The sequence below is a fragment of the Acinetobacter sp. YH16040_T genome (genome assembly GCF_024605785.1).
In the GTDB taxonomy this organism is placed as follows: domain Bacteria; phylum Pseudomonadota; class Gammaproteobacteria; order Pseudomonadales; family Moraxellaceae; genus Acinetobacter; species Acinetobacter amyesii.
In genome coordinates this window covers 490,990-506,656 of record NZ_CP094541.1, presented here as the reverse complement: position 1 = coordinate 506,656, position 15,667 = coordinate 490,990, and the positions used below count along the sequence as shown (strand labels likewise).

18 protein-coding genes are annotated in these 15,667 nt (G+C 43.2%); 15 read left to right on the top strand and 3 right to left on the bottom strand.

Annotated features, from left to right (window positions below; translation table 11 throughout):
- The first annotated feature begins 42 nt into the window (after positions 1-42).
- The 8 genes from MST16_RS02470 to MST16_RS02435 all read left to right on the top strand — a co-directional run bounded on the left by MST16_RS02470 (position 43) and on the right by MST16_RS02435 (position 7,358).
- A complete protein-coding gene (locus MST16_RS02470; protein ID WP_078192711.1) occupies positions 43-726 on the top strand; it encodes a Fe2+-dependent dioxygenase in 684 nt (227 codons plus the stop codon).
- 33 nt (positions 727-759) lie between these two features.
- Entirely contained in the window at positions 760-1,866 is a 1,107-nt protein-coding gene (locus MST16_RS02465) for an alpha-hydroxy acid oxidase (RefSeq protein WP_180010229.1), read from the top strand.
- 263 nt (positions 1,867-2,129) lie between these two features.
- Positions 2,130-3,827 (top strand): 2-isopropylmalate synthase, encoded by a 1,698-nt coding sequence (gene leuA, locus MST16_RS02460; protein WP_111884051.1) that lies wholly within the window; start codon positions 2,130-2,132, stop codon positions 3,825-3,827.
- Between the two features lie 104 nt (positions 3,828-3,931).
- Positions 3,932-5,092 (top strand): homoserine O-acetyltransferase, encoded by a 1,161-nt coding sequence (locus MST16_RS02455; protein WP_168377871.1) that lies wholly within the window; start codon positions 3,932-3,934, stop codon positions 5,090-5,092.
- A complete protein-coding gene (gene metW / locus MST16_RS02450; protein ID WP_067763682.1) occupies positions 5,092-5,685 on the top strand; it encodes a methionine biosynthesis protein MetW in 594 nt (197 codons plus the stop codon). Before MST16_RS02455 ends, metW begins: the two co-directional genes overlap by 1 nt.
- On the top strand, positions 5,682-6,272 hold the full coding sequence (locus tag MST16_RS02445; protein ID WP_078189669.1) for a tetratricopeptide repeat protein: 591 nt from the start codon (positions 5,682-5,684) through the stop codon (positions 6,270-6,272). Before metW ends, MST16_RS02445 begins: the two co-directional genes overlap by 4 nt.
- 103 nt (positions 6,273-6,375) lie before the next feature.
- A complete protein-coding gene (gene rdgB, locus MST16_RS02440) occupies positions 6,376-6,999 on the top strand; it encodes an RdgB/HAM1 family non-canonical purine NTP pyrophosphatase (RefSeq protein ID WP_180010205.1) in 624 nt (207 codons plus the stop codon).
- Positions 7,000-7,064: 65 nt separating this feature from the next.
- Complete coding sequence (locus MST16_RS02435; RefSeq protein WP_180010204.1) at positions 7,065-7,358, top strand: hypothetical protein; 294 nt, start codon at positions 7,065-7,067, stop codon at positions 7,356-7,358.
- Between the two features lie 36 nt (positions 7,359-7,394).
- Here the strand turns inward: MST16_RS02435 and MST16_RS02430 are convergent, their stop codons facing one another.
- Positions 7,395-8,276, bottom strand: coding sequence for a permease (locus MST16_RS02430; protein ID WP_180010228.1), 882 nt, complete (start codon positions 8,274-8,276; stop codon positions 7,395-7,397).
- Between the two features lie 141 nt (positions 8,277-8,417).
- Between MST16_RS02430 and tatA the strand changes: the two genes are divergently transcribed.
- From tatA to MST16_RS02410, 4 genes are all read left to right on the top strand, one after another.
- Positions 8,418-8,639, top strand: coding sequence for a Sec-independent protein translocase subunit TatA (gene tatA / locus MST16_RS02425; protein WP_180010203.1), 222 nt, complete (start codon positions 8,418-8,420; stop codon positions 8,637-8,639).
- A 12-nt stretch (positions 8,640-8,651) separates the two neighbouring features.
- Positions 8,652-9,128, top strand: a complete 477-nt coding sequence (tatB, locus tag MST16_RS02420; RefSeq protein ID WP_180010202.1) for a Sec-independent protein translocase protein TatB — start codon at positions 8,652-8,654, stop codon at positions 9,126-9,128.
- On the top strand, positions 9,125-9,904 hold the full coding sequence (tatC, locus tag MST16_RS02415) for a twin-arginine translocase subunit TatC (protein ID WP_180010201.1): 780 nt from the start codon (positions 9,125-9,127) through the stop codon (positions 9,902-9,904). Before tatB ends, tatC begins: the two co-directional genes overlap by 4 nt.
- 211 nt (positions 9,905-10,115) lie before the next feature.
- Positions 10,116-12,332, top strand: coding sequence for a PhoX family phosphatase (locus MST16_RS02410; RefSeq protein ID WP_180010200.1), 2,217 nt, complete (start codon positions 10,116-10,118; stop codon positions 12,330-12,332).
- A gap of 40 nt (positions 12,333-12,372) precedes the next feature.
- Here the strand turns inward: MST16_RS02410 and MST16_RS02405 are convergent, their stop codons facing one another.
- Positions 12,373-13,152 (bottom strand): NRDE family protein, encoded by a 780-nt coding sequence (locus MST16_RS02405; RefSeq protein ID WP_218946139.1) that lies wholly within the window; start codon positions 13,150-13,152, stop codon positions 12,373-12,375.
- A gap of 93 nt (positions 13,153-13,245) precedes the next feature.
- Here MST16_RS02405 and lgt point away from each other — a divergent pair, with 93 nt between their 5' ends.
- The 3 genes from lgt to MST16_RS02390 all read left to right on the top strand — a co-directional run bounded on the left by lgt (position 13,246) and on the right by MST16_RS02390 (position 14,976).
- Positions 13,246-14,058 (top strand): prolipoprotein diacylglyceryl transferase, encoded by an 813-nt coding sequence (lgt, locus tag MST16_RS02400; RefSeq protein WP_180010199.1) that lies wholly within the window; start codon positions 13,246-13,248, stop codon positions 14,056-14,058.
- Between the two features lie 156 nt (positions 14,059-14,214).
- Positions 14,215-14,607 (top strand): hypothetical protein, encoded by a 393-nt coding sequence (locus tag MST16_RS02395; RefSeq protein WP_180004560.1) that lies wholly within the window; start codon positions 14,215-14,217, stop codon positions 14,605-14,607.
- A complete protein-coding gene (locus MST16_RS02390) occupies positions 14,608-14,976 on the top strand; it encodes a hypothetical protein (protein ID WP_180010198.1) in 369 nt (122 codons plus the stop codon).
- A 21-nt stretch (positions 14,977-14,997) separates the two neighbouring features.
- Here MST16_RS02390 and MST16_RS02385 read toward each other — a convergent pair whose 3' ends face one another.
- Positions 14,998-15,510, bottom strand: coding sequence for a peptidoglycan amidohydrolase family protein (locus tag MST16_RS02385; protein ID WP_168377881.1), 513 nt, complete (start codon positions 15,508-15,510; stop codon positions 14,998-15,000).
- Between the last annotated feature and the right edge of the window lie 157 nt (positions 15,511-15,667).

The window sequence follows — 15,667 nt, the reverse complement described above, 5'->3', positions numbered from 1 at the left end:
TATGATCAAAACATTAATATTACAGTTCCAAAGGGTTAGGCCGTGATTCACCATATCCCAAATGTATTGAGTAAAGAACAGGTCAACTACTTCCGCACAGAAATGCAAAAAGTAGAATGGATTAATGGTCAAAAAACTACGGGCTCACTGTCTAAAAATGTAAAAAACAACCAACAGCTAGATATAGACCATCCATTAACACAGCATTTAGGTGACATTATTCTGCATGAATTGTCACAACACGCGCTTTTTACATCAGCGGCTCTCCCCCTCAATATTTTGCCGCCCTATTTTAACCGCTATGAAAATGGTGAAACGTTTGGTTTCCATGTCGACAATGCCATTCGCTGGATGCCCGACAGCAATCAAAAAATTCGTACCGATTTGTCCTGCACGATTTTTCTAAGTGAACCCGAAGAATATGAAGGCGGTGAACTTGTGGTAGAAGACACCTATGGCTACCACGAAGTGAAATTGCCTGCCGGAGATTTGATTTTGTATCCATCTACCAGTGTGCATGAAGTTACTCCTGTGACTGCAGGCTGTCGTATTGCATCATTTTTTTGGTTGCAAAGTATGATCCGTGAAGATGCTGAGCGTCACATGTTATTTAATCTCGATCAAAGCATTCAAAATTTGCGTATGCAATTGGGTGATGCACATAGTGAAGTCGTCAAGTTGACTAGTCTGTATCACAACCTTATCCGCAAATGGGCCGAAATTTAAAGCTCAAGGTCAATAGACATGGACAAACTGACAATGACTGATCACAACATTTTAGCGCCACTCACTCAGATTCCAGCTCATTTGCAAACCATTGCAGATTATGAAGTCGAGGCTGAAAAACACCTTTCCAACATGGTGTGGCAGTACTTGCAAGGCGGCTCGATGGATGAACACAGTGTCCGTGGCAATTTGTCTCAGTTTGAACAGATACAACTGCTACCACGTATGCTGAAAGATCTAACCCAAGGTCATACCCAAATCGAAATCTTAGGGCAACGTTTCCCGCATCCTATTTTTGTAGCACCCATTGGTCACCAACAACAATTTCATCCTGATGCTGAAGCTGCAACAGCCCTCGCTGCCGAAGTCCTTGGCAGCAATATGATCCTCAGTACGTTTACCAATACAGATATGCGTGAGTTAAAGCAGGACAATCCTTACAAATGGTTCCAATTGTATTGGCAAGGTGAGCGCGAAAAGTCATTATCGCTGGTCAAGATGGCAGAAGAACATGCCTATACAGCAATTGTAGTAACCATTGATTCCCCGCATACAGGGATTCGTGACCGTGAACGTCGAATGTTTTTCCATTTGCCTGAAGGCATGCAACATCCGCATACCCCTGCACATATCCCATTGCCTGAGCTCAATGATGGCGACCATCCCGTATTTAACGGTCTGATGAAAATCGCACCAACATGGGCGGATATCCTTTGGCTCAGTCAAAACACCTCATTACCGATTATTTTAAAGGGCATTGTCAGTCCACATGATGCTGAACTTGCCCTGCAACACGGTGTACAAGGCATTATTGTGTCGAATCATGGTGGGCGCGTACTGGACGGTTGCATTTCCCCTCTCACCGCCTTAGAACTGATTAAAAAAGTTGTGCCTACGGATTTTCCAGTTTTATATGATGGTGGTATTCGTCGTGGTTCAGATGTGTTTAAAGCGATAGCCTTGGGTGCATCTGCCGTATTAGTTGGACGTCCTTGCATTTATGGTTTAGCTACAGCGGGCGCTTTAGGTGTTGCCCATGTACTCAAAATACTGAAAGAAGAATTTGAGATTACGATGGCATTGATGGGAACAGCCACCGTCGATGAGATCAATAAAGATTATATTTTTCAAAAAAGCTAATTTTATAGAAAAATATTTTCCAGTAATGGCATCTTGACGCAAAAATAGGAAATTATTTCCGGAATATATGGACTAATATTTAGTTATACATTTACGAGCTTACGGTAAAGCTAAGTCATGTGAATCTTTACAGATTTATTTCGACTTTCGACTAAAGACTCCGAAATTAAACTTGTAAATTGTTAGAATAGACACAATCTATATAAGTAGTACCTTGCCGTTTATCCACGACATTTATCCACGGTGCTATAAGGAGTTTTCACATGATGTTGGCAGATCCAAGCAAAAAATACCGTCGCATGTACCAACGTGTAGACTTACCAGACCGTCAATGGCCAAATAACGAAATCAATAAAGCGCCGATCTGGATGAGTACCGACCTTCGTGACGGTAACCAAGCGATCTTCGAGCCAATGAACATTGAACAAAAGTTCAAAATGTTCCAAATGCTTGTGAAAATTGGTTTCAAACACATTGAAATCGGCTTCCCTTCTGCATCACAAATCGACTTTGATTTCACGCGTTTGTTGATCGAAGGCGGTCATATTCCTGATGATGTGTACATCGAAGTTTTGGTTCAAGCACGTGATCATTTGATTCAACGTACATTTGAATCATTACAAGGTGCAAAACGTGCCATCGTGCATATCTACAACTCAAACTCGCCAACATTCCGCAATAAAGTGTTGAATGTTGACGTTGCTGGTGCAAAACAATTAGCGATTAATGCCGCAACGAAAGTCAAAGAATACGCTGCAAAACAGCCTGAAACTGAATTTGTATTCCAATACAGTCCAGAGTGTTTTACTGCAACAGAATTAGAAGTTGCTAAAGATGTCTGTGATGCGGTCACTGAAATTTGGGAAGCATCTCCAGAGAACAAAGTGATTTTAAACTTGCCTGCAACGGTTGAAGTTTCAGGTCCGAACGTCTATGCAGACCAAGTGGAATGGATGCACCGTAACATTCAACGCCGTGACGGTGTGATTATTTCTGTGCACTGTCATAACGACCGTGGCTGTGGTATTGCCGCTTCTGAGTTGGCCATTATGGCTGGTGCTGACCGCGTCGAAGGTTGTGTGTTTGGTAACGGTGAACGTACAGGTAACGTGGACGTTGCAGCGATTGCATTGAACATGTATACCCAAGGTGTTGCGCCAAACTTAGATTTCTCAAACATTAACGAAATCATTTCAATCATTGAAGAATGCACAGGCTTGCCGGTACACCCTCGTCATCCGTATGCTGGTGATTTGGTCTTCACCGCGTTCTCTGGCTCACACCAAGATGCCATTAAAAAAGGTTTCGAGTTCCAAAAGAACGAAGAAATGTGGGATATGCCTTATTTGCCAATCGACCCGAAAGACTTGGGCCGCGACTATGATGCCGTGATTCGTGTCAACTCACAGTCTGGTAAAGGCGGTATTGCGTACTTGTTAGAATCAAATTACAACGTGGTGTTGCCTCGTCGTATTCAAATTGAGTTCTCGCAAATCGTACAGCAAAAAACAGATGAAGACGGTACCGAGATTTCTGCGCAAGCAATCTGGTCTTTATTTAAAGACACGTATGTGGCTGCCAAAGACACGCATTATGCGGCGAAAAACTACCGCTTACATGATGAAAATGGCAAACAAGTCATTGAGCTTGATGTCGAAGTGAACGGTGAGATCCAGCAATTACGCGGTGAAGGCAACGGCCCAATCTCTGCTATCTTAAATGCCTTGCAGTTACCGATTGATGTCTTGAACTATGAAGAACGTAGCATCAGTTCAGGCGCACATGCTAAAGCCTTGGCTTTAATTGAGCTTCAAGTGAAAGGTACAGGTAAGTCTGCATTCGGCGCAGGTGTGCATGACAACATCGTGACCGCATCTATCGAGGCGATTATTGCCAGCACTAACCGTTTAATTGAACAAGGTGTTTTGAGTACTGAACAAGTGATTGCTGCTGCAGTCTAATTCAATGCTATAAATATCAAATAGCAATAAAATGACTTTAGAAGGATACCCTCAAGTGGTATCCTTTTATTATTCATACTAAAGATTTAAGGCGAATTATTCCTGTGTCTTTTCCAGCTGACTCAGTGGGCTTAGTTACCCCACAAAAGTTTATTTTTGAAGAGCCGTTAGAGCTCGAATGCGATCGCATACTCCCACGTTTTGAGCTCATGGTTGAAACTTATGGCGAACTGAATGCAGACAAATCCAATGCAATTTTGATTTGTCATGCACTGTCAGGCCATCACCATGCTGCAGGTTATCATCATGAAGATGACCGTAAGCCGGGTTGGTGGGACGCATGTATTGGACCAGGCAAAGCCATTGATACGTCAAAATTCTTTGTCGTAGCACTAAATAATATTGGCGGCTGTAGCGGTTCTACTGGACCGACCTCTCCAAATCCTGAAAATGACAATCGCCCTTATGGTCCTGATTTCCCATTAGTCACTGTACGTGACTGGGTCAAAACCCAAGCTATGTTATCTGATCGTTTAGAGATTCAGCAGTGGTATGCGGTGATTGGCGGCTCTTTAGGCGGTATGCAAGCTCTACAATGGTCTGTGGACTATCCAGATCGTTTACAAAAGTGCGTGATTATTGCCAGTACACCAAAACTGTCTGCGCAAAACATTGCCTTTAACGAAGTGGCGCGTCAGTCGATTTTGTCTGACCCTGATTTCCATGATGGTCGCTATTTAGAAAATGACAGTTATCCTAAGCGAGGTTTGATCTTGGCCCGTATGGTCGGTCATATCACTTACCTCTCTGAAGAAGCCATGAAACAAAAATTTGGCCGTGACTTAAAGTCAGGTAAATTTATGTATGGCTTTGACGTCGAATTCCAAGTCGAAAGTTATTTGCGTTATCAAGGTGAGCAATTTAGCCGTAACTTTGATGCCAATACCTATTTGATCATGACCAAGGCTTTAGATTATTTCGATCCATCACGTGAATATGAGCAATCATTAAAAACCGCTATGTCTAAAACCAAGTGTCAATTTTTAGTTGTTTCATTTACAACGGACTGGCGTTTTACCCCTGCTCGTTCGCAAGAAATTGTAGATGCATTAATTAGCAATCATAAGCCTGTGAGCTATGTCGATATTGATGCTGAACAAGGCCATGACTCTTTCTTGTTCCCGATTCCGTTATATGTGAAAAGCTTACGTGCATTCCTAGGCGGTGTAAAACACCTGCAAGAAACACCGAAGGAGACCAACTAATGCGTATTGATCATCAACTGGCTGAACGTTGGATTAAACCAGATTCAAGCGTACTCGATTTAGGGTGTGGTGACGGTGAACTGCTTGCACATATGAGCAAAAAGCACAATATTCGTGCATATGGCTTAGAAATTGATCAAGAAAAGATTGCAATTGCGGTCAGTCGCGGGTTAAATATCATCCAACAGGACTTGAACTTAGGTTTAAGTCGCTTTGCCGACCAGTCTTTTGACTATGTGGTTATGGCACAAGCCTTGCAAGCTGTAGATGCACCAGACGTTCTTTTAAGAGACATGGTGCGTGTGGGGAAACAGGCCATTATCACTTTTCCAAACTTTGCACATTGGAAGACCCGTTCTTTCCTTGCATTAAAAGGAATGATGCCCGTTTCAGACGCGTTACCTTATATGTGGTATAACACGCCCAATATTCATTTATGTACTTTCCGTGATTTTGAAGCGCTGTGTGCTGAAAATAACATCCGGATTATTAACCGACTTGCCGTGAATGGGGATCAACAAGACAGTTTACTCAGTAAACGTCTCCCAAATCTATTTGGTGAAGTCGCAATTTATCGAGTGAGCGCTCTATGAAAAAATTATTATTAAGCACGACGCTACTGATTGGACTTTTTAGCATACAAGCCCATGCGGATTATGTTGCTCCATCATCTTCAGTTTCTAGCCAAGCTGCTCAATATTCAATTATGGATATTCACAGCTTAAGTAAAGCTGCTAAAGCAGGTCAGCCCGGTGCTCAGTTTTACTTAGGCACTAAATATCAACAAGGTAAAGACGTTGCCAAAGATGAACGTCAAGCTTTTGCATGGTATAAGGCTGCTGCTGATCAAGGTTTATCTGCAGCACAGCTTAATGTAGGTCGTATGCTTGCAGATGGCATTGGGACTAAAAAAGATGAAGCGCTTGCTCGTCAATATTTCGAAAAAGCAGCCAGCCGTGGTGATAACCGCGCAAGCTTTAACTTAGCCATGATGGAAGAGCAAAAGAAAAACTACATGGGTGCATACCAATGGTATGAGCTTTCTACCCGTGATGGCATGCTCGACAACAAAGTGATTAGCTTGTCTGAAGGTAAGAAAACGGCATTGGCAGCCAACTTAAGCCAAGACCAAATTCGTCAAGCACGTGACCGTGCAGACAAATGGATTCAAGCGCAATAAGTTTTTGAATCTTAAAAAGCACCTTCGGGTGCTTTTTTATTGCCTGTCAACCACAGCATCTTGTTAAAATAGCCTCAAATCTTGTTTTATGGTGAATATTCACATGGCTTCAACTGATTGGTTATCTCAAGGCACTTTGGTGCTTGCAAGTAATAACAAAGGCAAAATTGCAGAATTTGAAAAAATGTTTGCGGAACTGAATTTGCCTGTTGAAGTGATTCCTCAAGGTCAATTAAACATTGAAGATGCCATCGAAGACGGTCTAAGCTTTGTTGAAAATGCCATTATCAAAGCGCGTCACGCATCGAAAATTTCAGGCAAGCCAGCCATTGCAGATGATTCTGGCATTTGCGTTCCTGTACTCGGTGGCTCACCAGGGATTTACTCTGCGCGCTATGCAGGTGAACATGGCAATGATGCCGCTAACAATGCCAAGTTGCTTGCTGACCTCAAACCGCTCCGTAAAGAGGGTGAAGCAATCGAAGGGATGTTTGTATGTGTCTTGGCTTTGGTCCAACATGCAGAAGACCCACTCCCACAAATTTTCCAAGGGGTTTGGCGCGGTGAAGTGATGGAAGCAGCACGTGGTGAAAATGGCTTTGGCTATGACCCACTGTTTTGGCTGCCTGAACTGAATGTTTCTAGTGCTGAATTATCAAAAGAAGAAAAAAATAAAATCAGCCATCGTGGTCAAGCGATGAAATTATTTAAAGCAAGTTTGAAATAAGTTAAATTGGAGTTAATCTTAATGCCAAAGATTAACTCCAATCCCTGAATAAAAATAGAATAATTATGGCACTTCAACCGATACAGATCATATGCAACACTTGCCATCACACTTCAACTGAAATCCCGACACGCTCTTTTCTTGGTTTTCAAAAACTAAGCTGCCCTCATTGCCATGCGCAACTGACCTACCCGCTCACCTCAGGCTTTCGTACCACTTACGCTATTTTTGCAGTGTTGATTGTACTGTCGATCATGCTTAATCTGTCGCAAGGTCAGGTTGGATTTCCAGGCCTGATAGGTATCGCAATGATATACGCCCTCGTGCGTGATTGGCAGATTCGAAAACAGCTCAAGTAGTCGCCCTTTGCGGGCATCTATAATTCACTTTTCATTTTAAAGCGAAAAAAGATGCAAAATTAACCCATAAAAACTAACGACGATGCAGCTCATAATCGTACCTGAAGCAATATAACGTGCCGAAGTGCCTGTTCCTTGATAATGCGTTTCTAAAGCCACAATATTGGCTGCAGGGGGTAAGCAGAACAGCATGAACATCACCCCAATATATTTCTCGATCTGGGGAATCGGAAGAAAGGCATAACTCAAACCACAGATCACCGCGCCAACGGTGAGTTTCATCGCATAAATACGACTACTGTTCATCAGATCACTCCACTGTACCTTAGTTTGGCGCAGCCACATGCCTAAGACGCACATCCCTGTGAAACTCATTCCAATTTTTGCAGCCTGATACAGCCAATCTAAGATCTGATGTTCTTCTAAATGTTGTAATCCAACTATTCGACAGACACCTGCAATCATCAAGGCAAATACAGGCGGTGACATCGCCACTTTTTGAATCACGCTCGACCATGGTAGTTGGGCTGAACTGACGGCTGTAACGGCCCACATATTGCCAAAGATAGAGCCACCGACATACAGAGCCACCATCGCTGCACTAATTTCAGGGCCGAACAATGCTAATGCAAAAGGAAAACCCAGCCAAGCCAAGTTCAAATAACTGACACACAAGGCACGTAAACTATCTTTTAACAGCCAGCGAAATAAATAAAACATCAGCACGGCAACACTAAAGCTAAAGAGCATCAGCGCTAAACTGCCTGCTTGATAGAACACCATGTTGTAGATGATTACGGCTGGAATAAAACAGCGTGCAAGTAAGCTAGAAAAAATCGATTTGAGCGATGCGGTTCCTGATAATGATGCCAATCCGAGGCCACTTAAAAAACCCAATATCGGAAGAAGAAACGCCACTACACCACCCTCACTGCTCAATCCATGCATAGTAACACTGAACATAAGCTTCGCGGCTGTCTTTAAACTGCAACATCTTGGTCACTTCACTGTCATCTACAACTGCTGAAATGTTGTGCAGACCAACAAGAGGATAACAAGATGGCTGGACTATCGATTTGGCATGTACTGATTTTTGCAATTGTGGTGATTTTACTCTTTGGTACATCAAAACTAAAAAACTTGGGCAAAGATGTCGGCGGCGCGGTCAAAGATTTCAAAAAGTCGATGCGTGATGAAGACACAGCAAACACACAGCTTAATGAGCCTCGCACGCTAGAGCATGAAGCTCAAAATAAAACCAATTCCTCAGTTCAAAGCTAAGGAGTTGTCATAATGCTTAATATTGGTATTAGCGAATTACTGGTGTTCAGCATTATTGCGCTGATCGTACTCGGCCCGGAAAAACTGCCTGAAGGTATCCGCTTTGCAGGCAAATGGTACGGGAAAGTTAAACGACTGATCAGTAACGTGCAAACAGATATTGACCGTGAACTTCGCATGTCCGAACTTCGTGAAGAAATGCAAAAAGAAATGCAACGTATTCAACACCTCGAAGCGCGTATGCAGGCGCAGATGAATGAATTGCAACAAACGCAACATCCCATAGAACAGACTGCGCAAAAACAACAAGAAGCAGTCCTACCTGACAATAAAAATTTATCCCCACGTTATCAGTACATCGAACGTGGTCAGAGCACGATATTTGCCGTGGTTACACCCCAAATGAAAATAAAGCACGAAATTAAAACAGATCAAGCTCCTATATTAAGTTCGACCGATGTATTAGCAGAATATCAGGTGGCCGTATGACAGATCTTTCACTAAATAATTCACAGAACACTGTGCCTGATTTGGAAGAAATGCCGATCACCAAACATTTGGTGATTTTGCGTCGGCATTTGATCAAAATTACAGGACTTATTTTGATTCTGTTCTTTTGTTTACTACCCTTTGCCAATCAAAGCTATCAATTGATGTCAGAGCCACTGCGTGCGCAGTTGCCGATGACCTCATCCATGATCGCAACGGATGTGACCGCCACGTTTATGGCGCCGTTCAAGTTGAATTTCTTTGTCGCGCTTATGCTCGCGATGCCCTTCGTGATTTATCAACTTTGGGCCTTCATCAAACCTGCACTGTATGAAAAAGAGCGGCATTTGGCGATGCCCTTATTATTCGGCAGTATCGTCCTCTTCTATGCCGGTATTGCCTTTGCCTATTGGGTTGCCCTGCCATCCATCCTGCATTTTTTTATGAGTGTTTCCCCTGAAACGGTCGCCCCAATGACGGACATCAATAGTTATTTAAGTTTCTGCTTAAAGCTATTTTTGGTGTTTGGACTGACCTTTGAAATTCCTATCATCACGTTAATTTTGATTTTGATCGGGGTGGTGTCTACTCAAACCTTGGTGGAGAAGCGTCGTTTTATTATCGTCGGCTGTTTTTTTGTCGCCATGTTTGCCACGCCACCCGATGCGCTTTCGATGATCATGCTGGCCATTCCCATGTGGATGCTCTTTGAGCTGGGTTTATTCTTTGGCAAGCTGATTGAAAAACGACGTGCATCTACAACTTTAGTAGACTAATGTTTCGACAATTTTGGTGAGTTTTACACCTAAGAGGCTGAGATAGCCTCTTTTTTTATGCGCCCATTTAATGTTTTGCAATTTTCATGCAGCGAAATCTAAACGCCTATTTCATCAGTTTGCAACATTAGCTTCAAAGCATTGTCATATTTTATCGATAGTTTTATGTGATCAACTTTTACCCAGCACACCTTTGCCAGGATTTAAATTCATGACAAACATGCCATATAACGAAGATCAAGAACTTGATAACAACACTTCGGATAACCTTCATTTTCGTGACATTTTAGAACAGCGCATCAGCCGTCGTAGCTTGATTACCAAGACTGCGAGTGGTGCAGTCGCACTTGCATTGGCATCTTCATTAACGGGGTGTAATGATGACAATGACTCAGATTCAAATAGCAATACCAAACCACCTGTCACTGATCCAAATCAAAAACCGACCAAGTTCAATTTCACACCAGTGAAAAAGAATTTAGACGATATTGTGACTGTTCCTGAAGGCTATCAAGCGCATGTGCTATATGCGATGGGTGACTCGATTAACCCTGCATACCCAGCATGGGATGATAACAATGTTCCTTCTGGCCCGAGCTTCCAATTCCGCTCTGGTGACTGCCATGACGGTATGAGCTTCTTTGGTTTAAATACCACCTCTGGACGCTATGATGCCAAGCAGTCAGACCAAGGTTTGTTGGTGATGAACCATGAATACATCAATCCAACCTTCTTACACCCACAAGGCCCAACCAAAGTGGAAGGCCGTCGCCCTGAAGATGAAGTCATTCGTGAAGTCAATGCACACGGTGTTTCTGTTATTCAAATTGAAAAAGACAGCAAGACTCAAGCCGTCAAACTAGTACAAAACTCTCCATTTAACCGTCGTATTACCGCATCGACCGTAATGGACTTTAAAGGTCCTGTTGCAGGCTCAAGCTTAGTCAGCACGAAGTTTTCAGCCAATAGTCAACAAACCCGTGGTACACACAACAACTGTGGTAATGGTTATACCCCTTGGGGCACTTACCTGACGACAGAAGAAAACTTCATTGGTTACTTCGCTCGTGCGAAAGAAGATGATGCCAAACGTAGTCCTGCTGAAATTGTGGCACTCAACCGTTATGGCCTAAAAGCGGGTGCAAACTCACGCTATGGTTGGGAAACGGCGATTGGAAGTAATGAGTCACAAGATTTATATGACCGTTGGTCAGCGAATGTTACCGGTACTCAGGCAGCAGAAGATTATCGTAATGGTCCAAACACCTTTGGTTGGATTGTCGAAATCGACCCATTTGACCGTCGTGAAAACCCCGTAAAACGTACAGCACTGGGTCGCTTTGCACATGAAGACTGCCGTGCAAGTCGCTTACGTGAAGATGACAATCTTGCATTTTACATGGGTGATGACTCACGCGGTGAATACATCTATAAATTTGTATCCGACCAAAAATGGAATAAAAAAGATGTCAACGGTGGCTATGCTGCAGGTGACAAATACATGAACAACGGTAAGTTATACGTTGCCAAATTTAACAATGACGGCAAAGGTCAATGGATTGAATTGAGCTATAACGTCAATGGTTTAAACCAAAGTAACAGCGTTTATCCGTTTAGCTCACAAGCAGATGTGCTAACCTTCGCACGTCTTGCCGCAGATGCTGTCGGTGCTACCAAAATGGACCGTCCTGAATGGGTCGCTGTGCATCCAGACAATGGTGAAGTCTATGTGACCCTCACCAATAACTCGAACCGTGGTACGACGCATGCACTAGATGCTGCCAACCCACGTAACTACACCGACCCTGAAGGTGGTAAAGGCAACGTCAACGGTCATATTATCCGTTTCCGTGAAGATGGTGATACAACCACAGCACTCAGCTTTACTTGGGATATCTACCTGTTTGGTGCTGAAGCAAAAATGGCGAGCAACATTAATTTATCTGGTTTAAATGACAACAATGACTTGTCATCACCCGATGGGATGTGGTTCGACCCACGTGGTGTGTTATGGATTCAAACCGATGACGGTGCTTATACCGATACCACCAACTGTATGATGCTTGCTGCGCTTCCGGGTCAAGTCGGTGACGGTACGAAAGCCACGACCTCATCGGGTCAAGAAACCATTGTGGGGGCAAAACTGAATGACGAAAACTTACGTCGCTTCCTGACTGGACCAAAAGAGTGTGAAATCACAGGTGTGACCATGACACCTGACTACAAAGCGATTTTTATCAATGTGCAACATCCCGGTGAAGATTCAGCATCCTATGCTGAACCGACCAGCCACTGGCCTGCATCACAAACCAATGCAGCAGCCACCTCACGTCCACGTTCTGCAACCGTTGTCATCACCCGTAAAGATGGTGGTGTGATTGCTGGCGAAGCGGTAGAACAAGCTCAGCCAACACAAAAAACCGCATAAAACACCTTTAAAAAATAAGCCGACGAATCGTCGGCTTTTTTTATACCTTTAAATGCACTTGTATCTGGGTGATCTGTCCTTGTTGCTCACCCTGCTGCTGTTTTTCCTGCCAATGCCACTGTGAATCCCGCATACACAATAAATTTGAACAGCGGGTGCCATACACCGGACTTTGAATAAAGGTTGAAGACAGCAAATGTTCCATTTCCGCCTGAATCCCAGTATTGGGTAACAATGATGGAATGATTTTACGTTCATCTTCCAAAATATCCCACGCAGCAGCGTCTATATCCGCCTGTGGTTGCTGGCTTTGTAGCATCGGCAAAAATTCTTGAGTGAAACGTTTGCGTAAATGTCGGGTCTTTTCCCAATGTTCAGTCATTAAACCATTGGATGTGACATACACCCCTTTGGCTAAGACTTGTGGTGCTTCACCGCGATTACTCATATAAACGGCTTGAGTGGCATCGCCAACGAATAAATTAAAGCCAGCATAATTACATTGGATTTGTTCCAGTGCTTGCGCAAACCGAATGGGCGTTTGCTCAGATTCTAAAAATTGCTGAATCAAAGCGCCACGTGAAGTGGGATATGTGGTCTGATCACGACCATCACGAAAATTGGTCACAATCGCCCAACGCCCTTGAGCGGTTATCCCCATCCATGTTCCACCAGACTGTAAGTCCTGCCCTGCAATAATCGGACTATCTACCCATTGCTTTAGGCCTGCCGTCGGTCGATGATAAAACTCATCACGATTCGAAATCAGGCAGAGTGGCATGTCATCCAAGACCTGCCAAGCAAAAGCCACAATGCACATATTCAACTCTCAATATCTTTACACATTGAATGTACAACATTTTTCAGCGCATTCAGCTAAAATCTGTGCAAAACATAATGACAAGGAACAGCAATGCTGACATATCCAAATATCGACCCTGTGGCGATATCACTGGGGCCACTACAAGTTCACTGGTATGGTCTGATGTATTTATTGGCCTTTTTATTTGCATGGGGCTTGGCAACCTACCGTGCAAAACAACGTGACGGCTGGAACGCAGAAATGGTCTCTGACCTGATTTTCTACGGTGCATTGGGTGTCGTGATTGGTGGACGCTTTGGCTATGTCTTCTTTTATGGTTTCGATCAATTCCTTGCCAACCCACTGTGGCTGTTCCAAGTTTGGACCGGCGGCATGAGCTTCCATGGCGGTTTCCTTGGGGTCATGATTGCCATGTTAGTGTGGTGCAAGAAATATAAAATGACTTGGTTCCAGACCCTCGACTTTATCGCACCCTGCGTTCCAACAGGCTTAATGTTTGGTCGTATTGGGAACTTTATTGGTGGCGAGCTATATGGTCGTGCAGTGACTGACCCTAATTTTGCTTTCGGTATGATCTTCCCGACCGATCCACTTCAGTTGGTGCGCCATCCGTCGCAACTCTATCAAGCACTCTGTGAAGGTTTAATTCTGTTTATCGTGCTGTGGTGGTTTAGTTCAAAACCTCGTCCACGTTATGCCGTTTCAGCCTTGTTCCTCATCGGATATGGTATCGCACGCTTCACCGTTGAATTCTTCCGTGAGCCGGACAATGGTCAACTCTTCATTGGATGGATGAGTAAAGGTCAGTTCCTGACAGTTCCGATGATTCTGATTGGCCTATGGATGATGTGGTATGCCTACCAGAAAAAAATCTATGACTGGGGTCCACAAAAAAATCATTAATATTTTATAATTGTCTTTAAGCAAGCGAGGTCTAAGCCTCGCTTTTTTATGCGCTGAAATTTATCCCTTCATACGTATTTACTGCACATGAAGTGACTGAATTAGACAACTGATCTGTGCTAAAGTTTATTCAGCTTATTTTTAAACTATCGATCCATGCTTGAATTTTGGTTTAACCCCAGCGTTTCTGTACTTAAAAAAATCTTGTTTTTTATTGCGATGGTCGTACTGACCAGTGTTCTGTATTGGATGGAACCCCTAACACTTCAAGCCATTCTAATGTTCATGGGTACAGGCGTCATTTTCCTGATTTGTCGTTATTGCAAGATTCATTTTGCAGCAAAAAACCCAACAGGTTTGCTCTATCGTTTATTGACCTGGATACCGATTGCACTGCTGTTAGCATTGGTTTTTATCAACATGAATAAGGGTGAAATTTTGATTCCGGGTGCTCAAGGCATTGGCTTTATGGCTTTGGCGATCTGCCTGCTCTCCCCGATTTCTCTACTGAATAAAAACGAGAAAACTTCACCCCAAGGTAAAGTTTAAATGCTGACGTTTTGGTACTCTGAGCGCTGTAACCGACAAATCAAGCTCTTCATTTGTATCAGTACCTGTGTGCTTATTTTTCTATGCGCTGAACAAAAACAACTTGATCCCCGCTTTGCGGGCATAAGTTTAGCCATTGGTTTGATGATTGATCTGCTTTATAAGCTCAGACAAGACAAACTAAAAACACTGTCTCCGTCATTAAAATGGGGTTTGGCTAGTTTGCCAATTTTATGTTTAGTGTGCTTAATTTATTTTCTACCCAATGAGCAACGCTGGATTTTAGCGCTGCAATGTATGGGCTTTGCGGCAATTGGATTATTTATCGTCTCGATCTACAGTCAGCGTGCAAAAAGGTTTGAAGACTAACCTTTTTGCAGCCATGGGCTGTTAATCCGCTAAGCGGTAATAGCTGTATTTCACATTTGGAGTTCGATAGACCGCATAACCCGCTTGACGATAATCAGACACCCAATCCTTACCTGAATATGCTGCGATATGACCATAACGGCTACTTTGATTGCGGTCGATAATATAAATATCGCCTTTCTTTGGTCGATCAAACGCTAAATTAATTTTTTGATAACCAATTTTTTGTAATGTGCTGCCCCAATCTGCTGCGGCAACGGGGTGACCGTTAAAACGTGCCCCTGCGGACTCAAGTGCTAAACGAACACTGCGGGCACATTTCTGAGTACTTCTTTGGCGGGTAATGCCTTGTAAAAATCCAGTCAAACGATCGATATCGATACGCTGACCATTGCGGGATACCACATTTTTAGTCGCTGCTTTTTGAGTGGTATTGGACTTGCCCGTATTTTTACTCGCCTGAGAACGAATTATGATATTTGCCTGAACTGGAGCATGCACTTCACTCAAGTTTACATTGTGATCATAAGCCATTCTTTAACCCACACTCCCGCCTGTATTTAGGCATTCAAAAATTTTAACGAGGGTGATAGTACCGCGTAAATTATGTTTTTTCATGTAAAAAATGTAAGATTTCTTAAACAAATCTTCACATTTAAATACGATCGTCTATTTTTAATTCAATTGGATT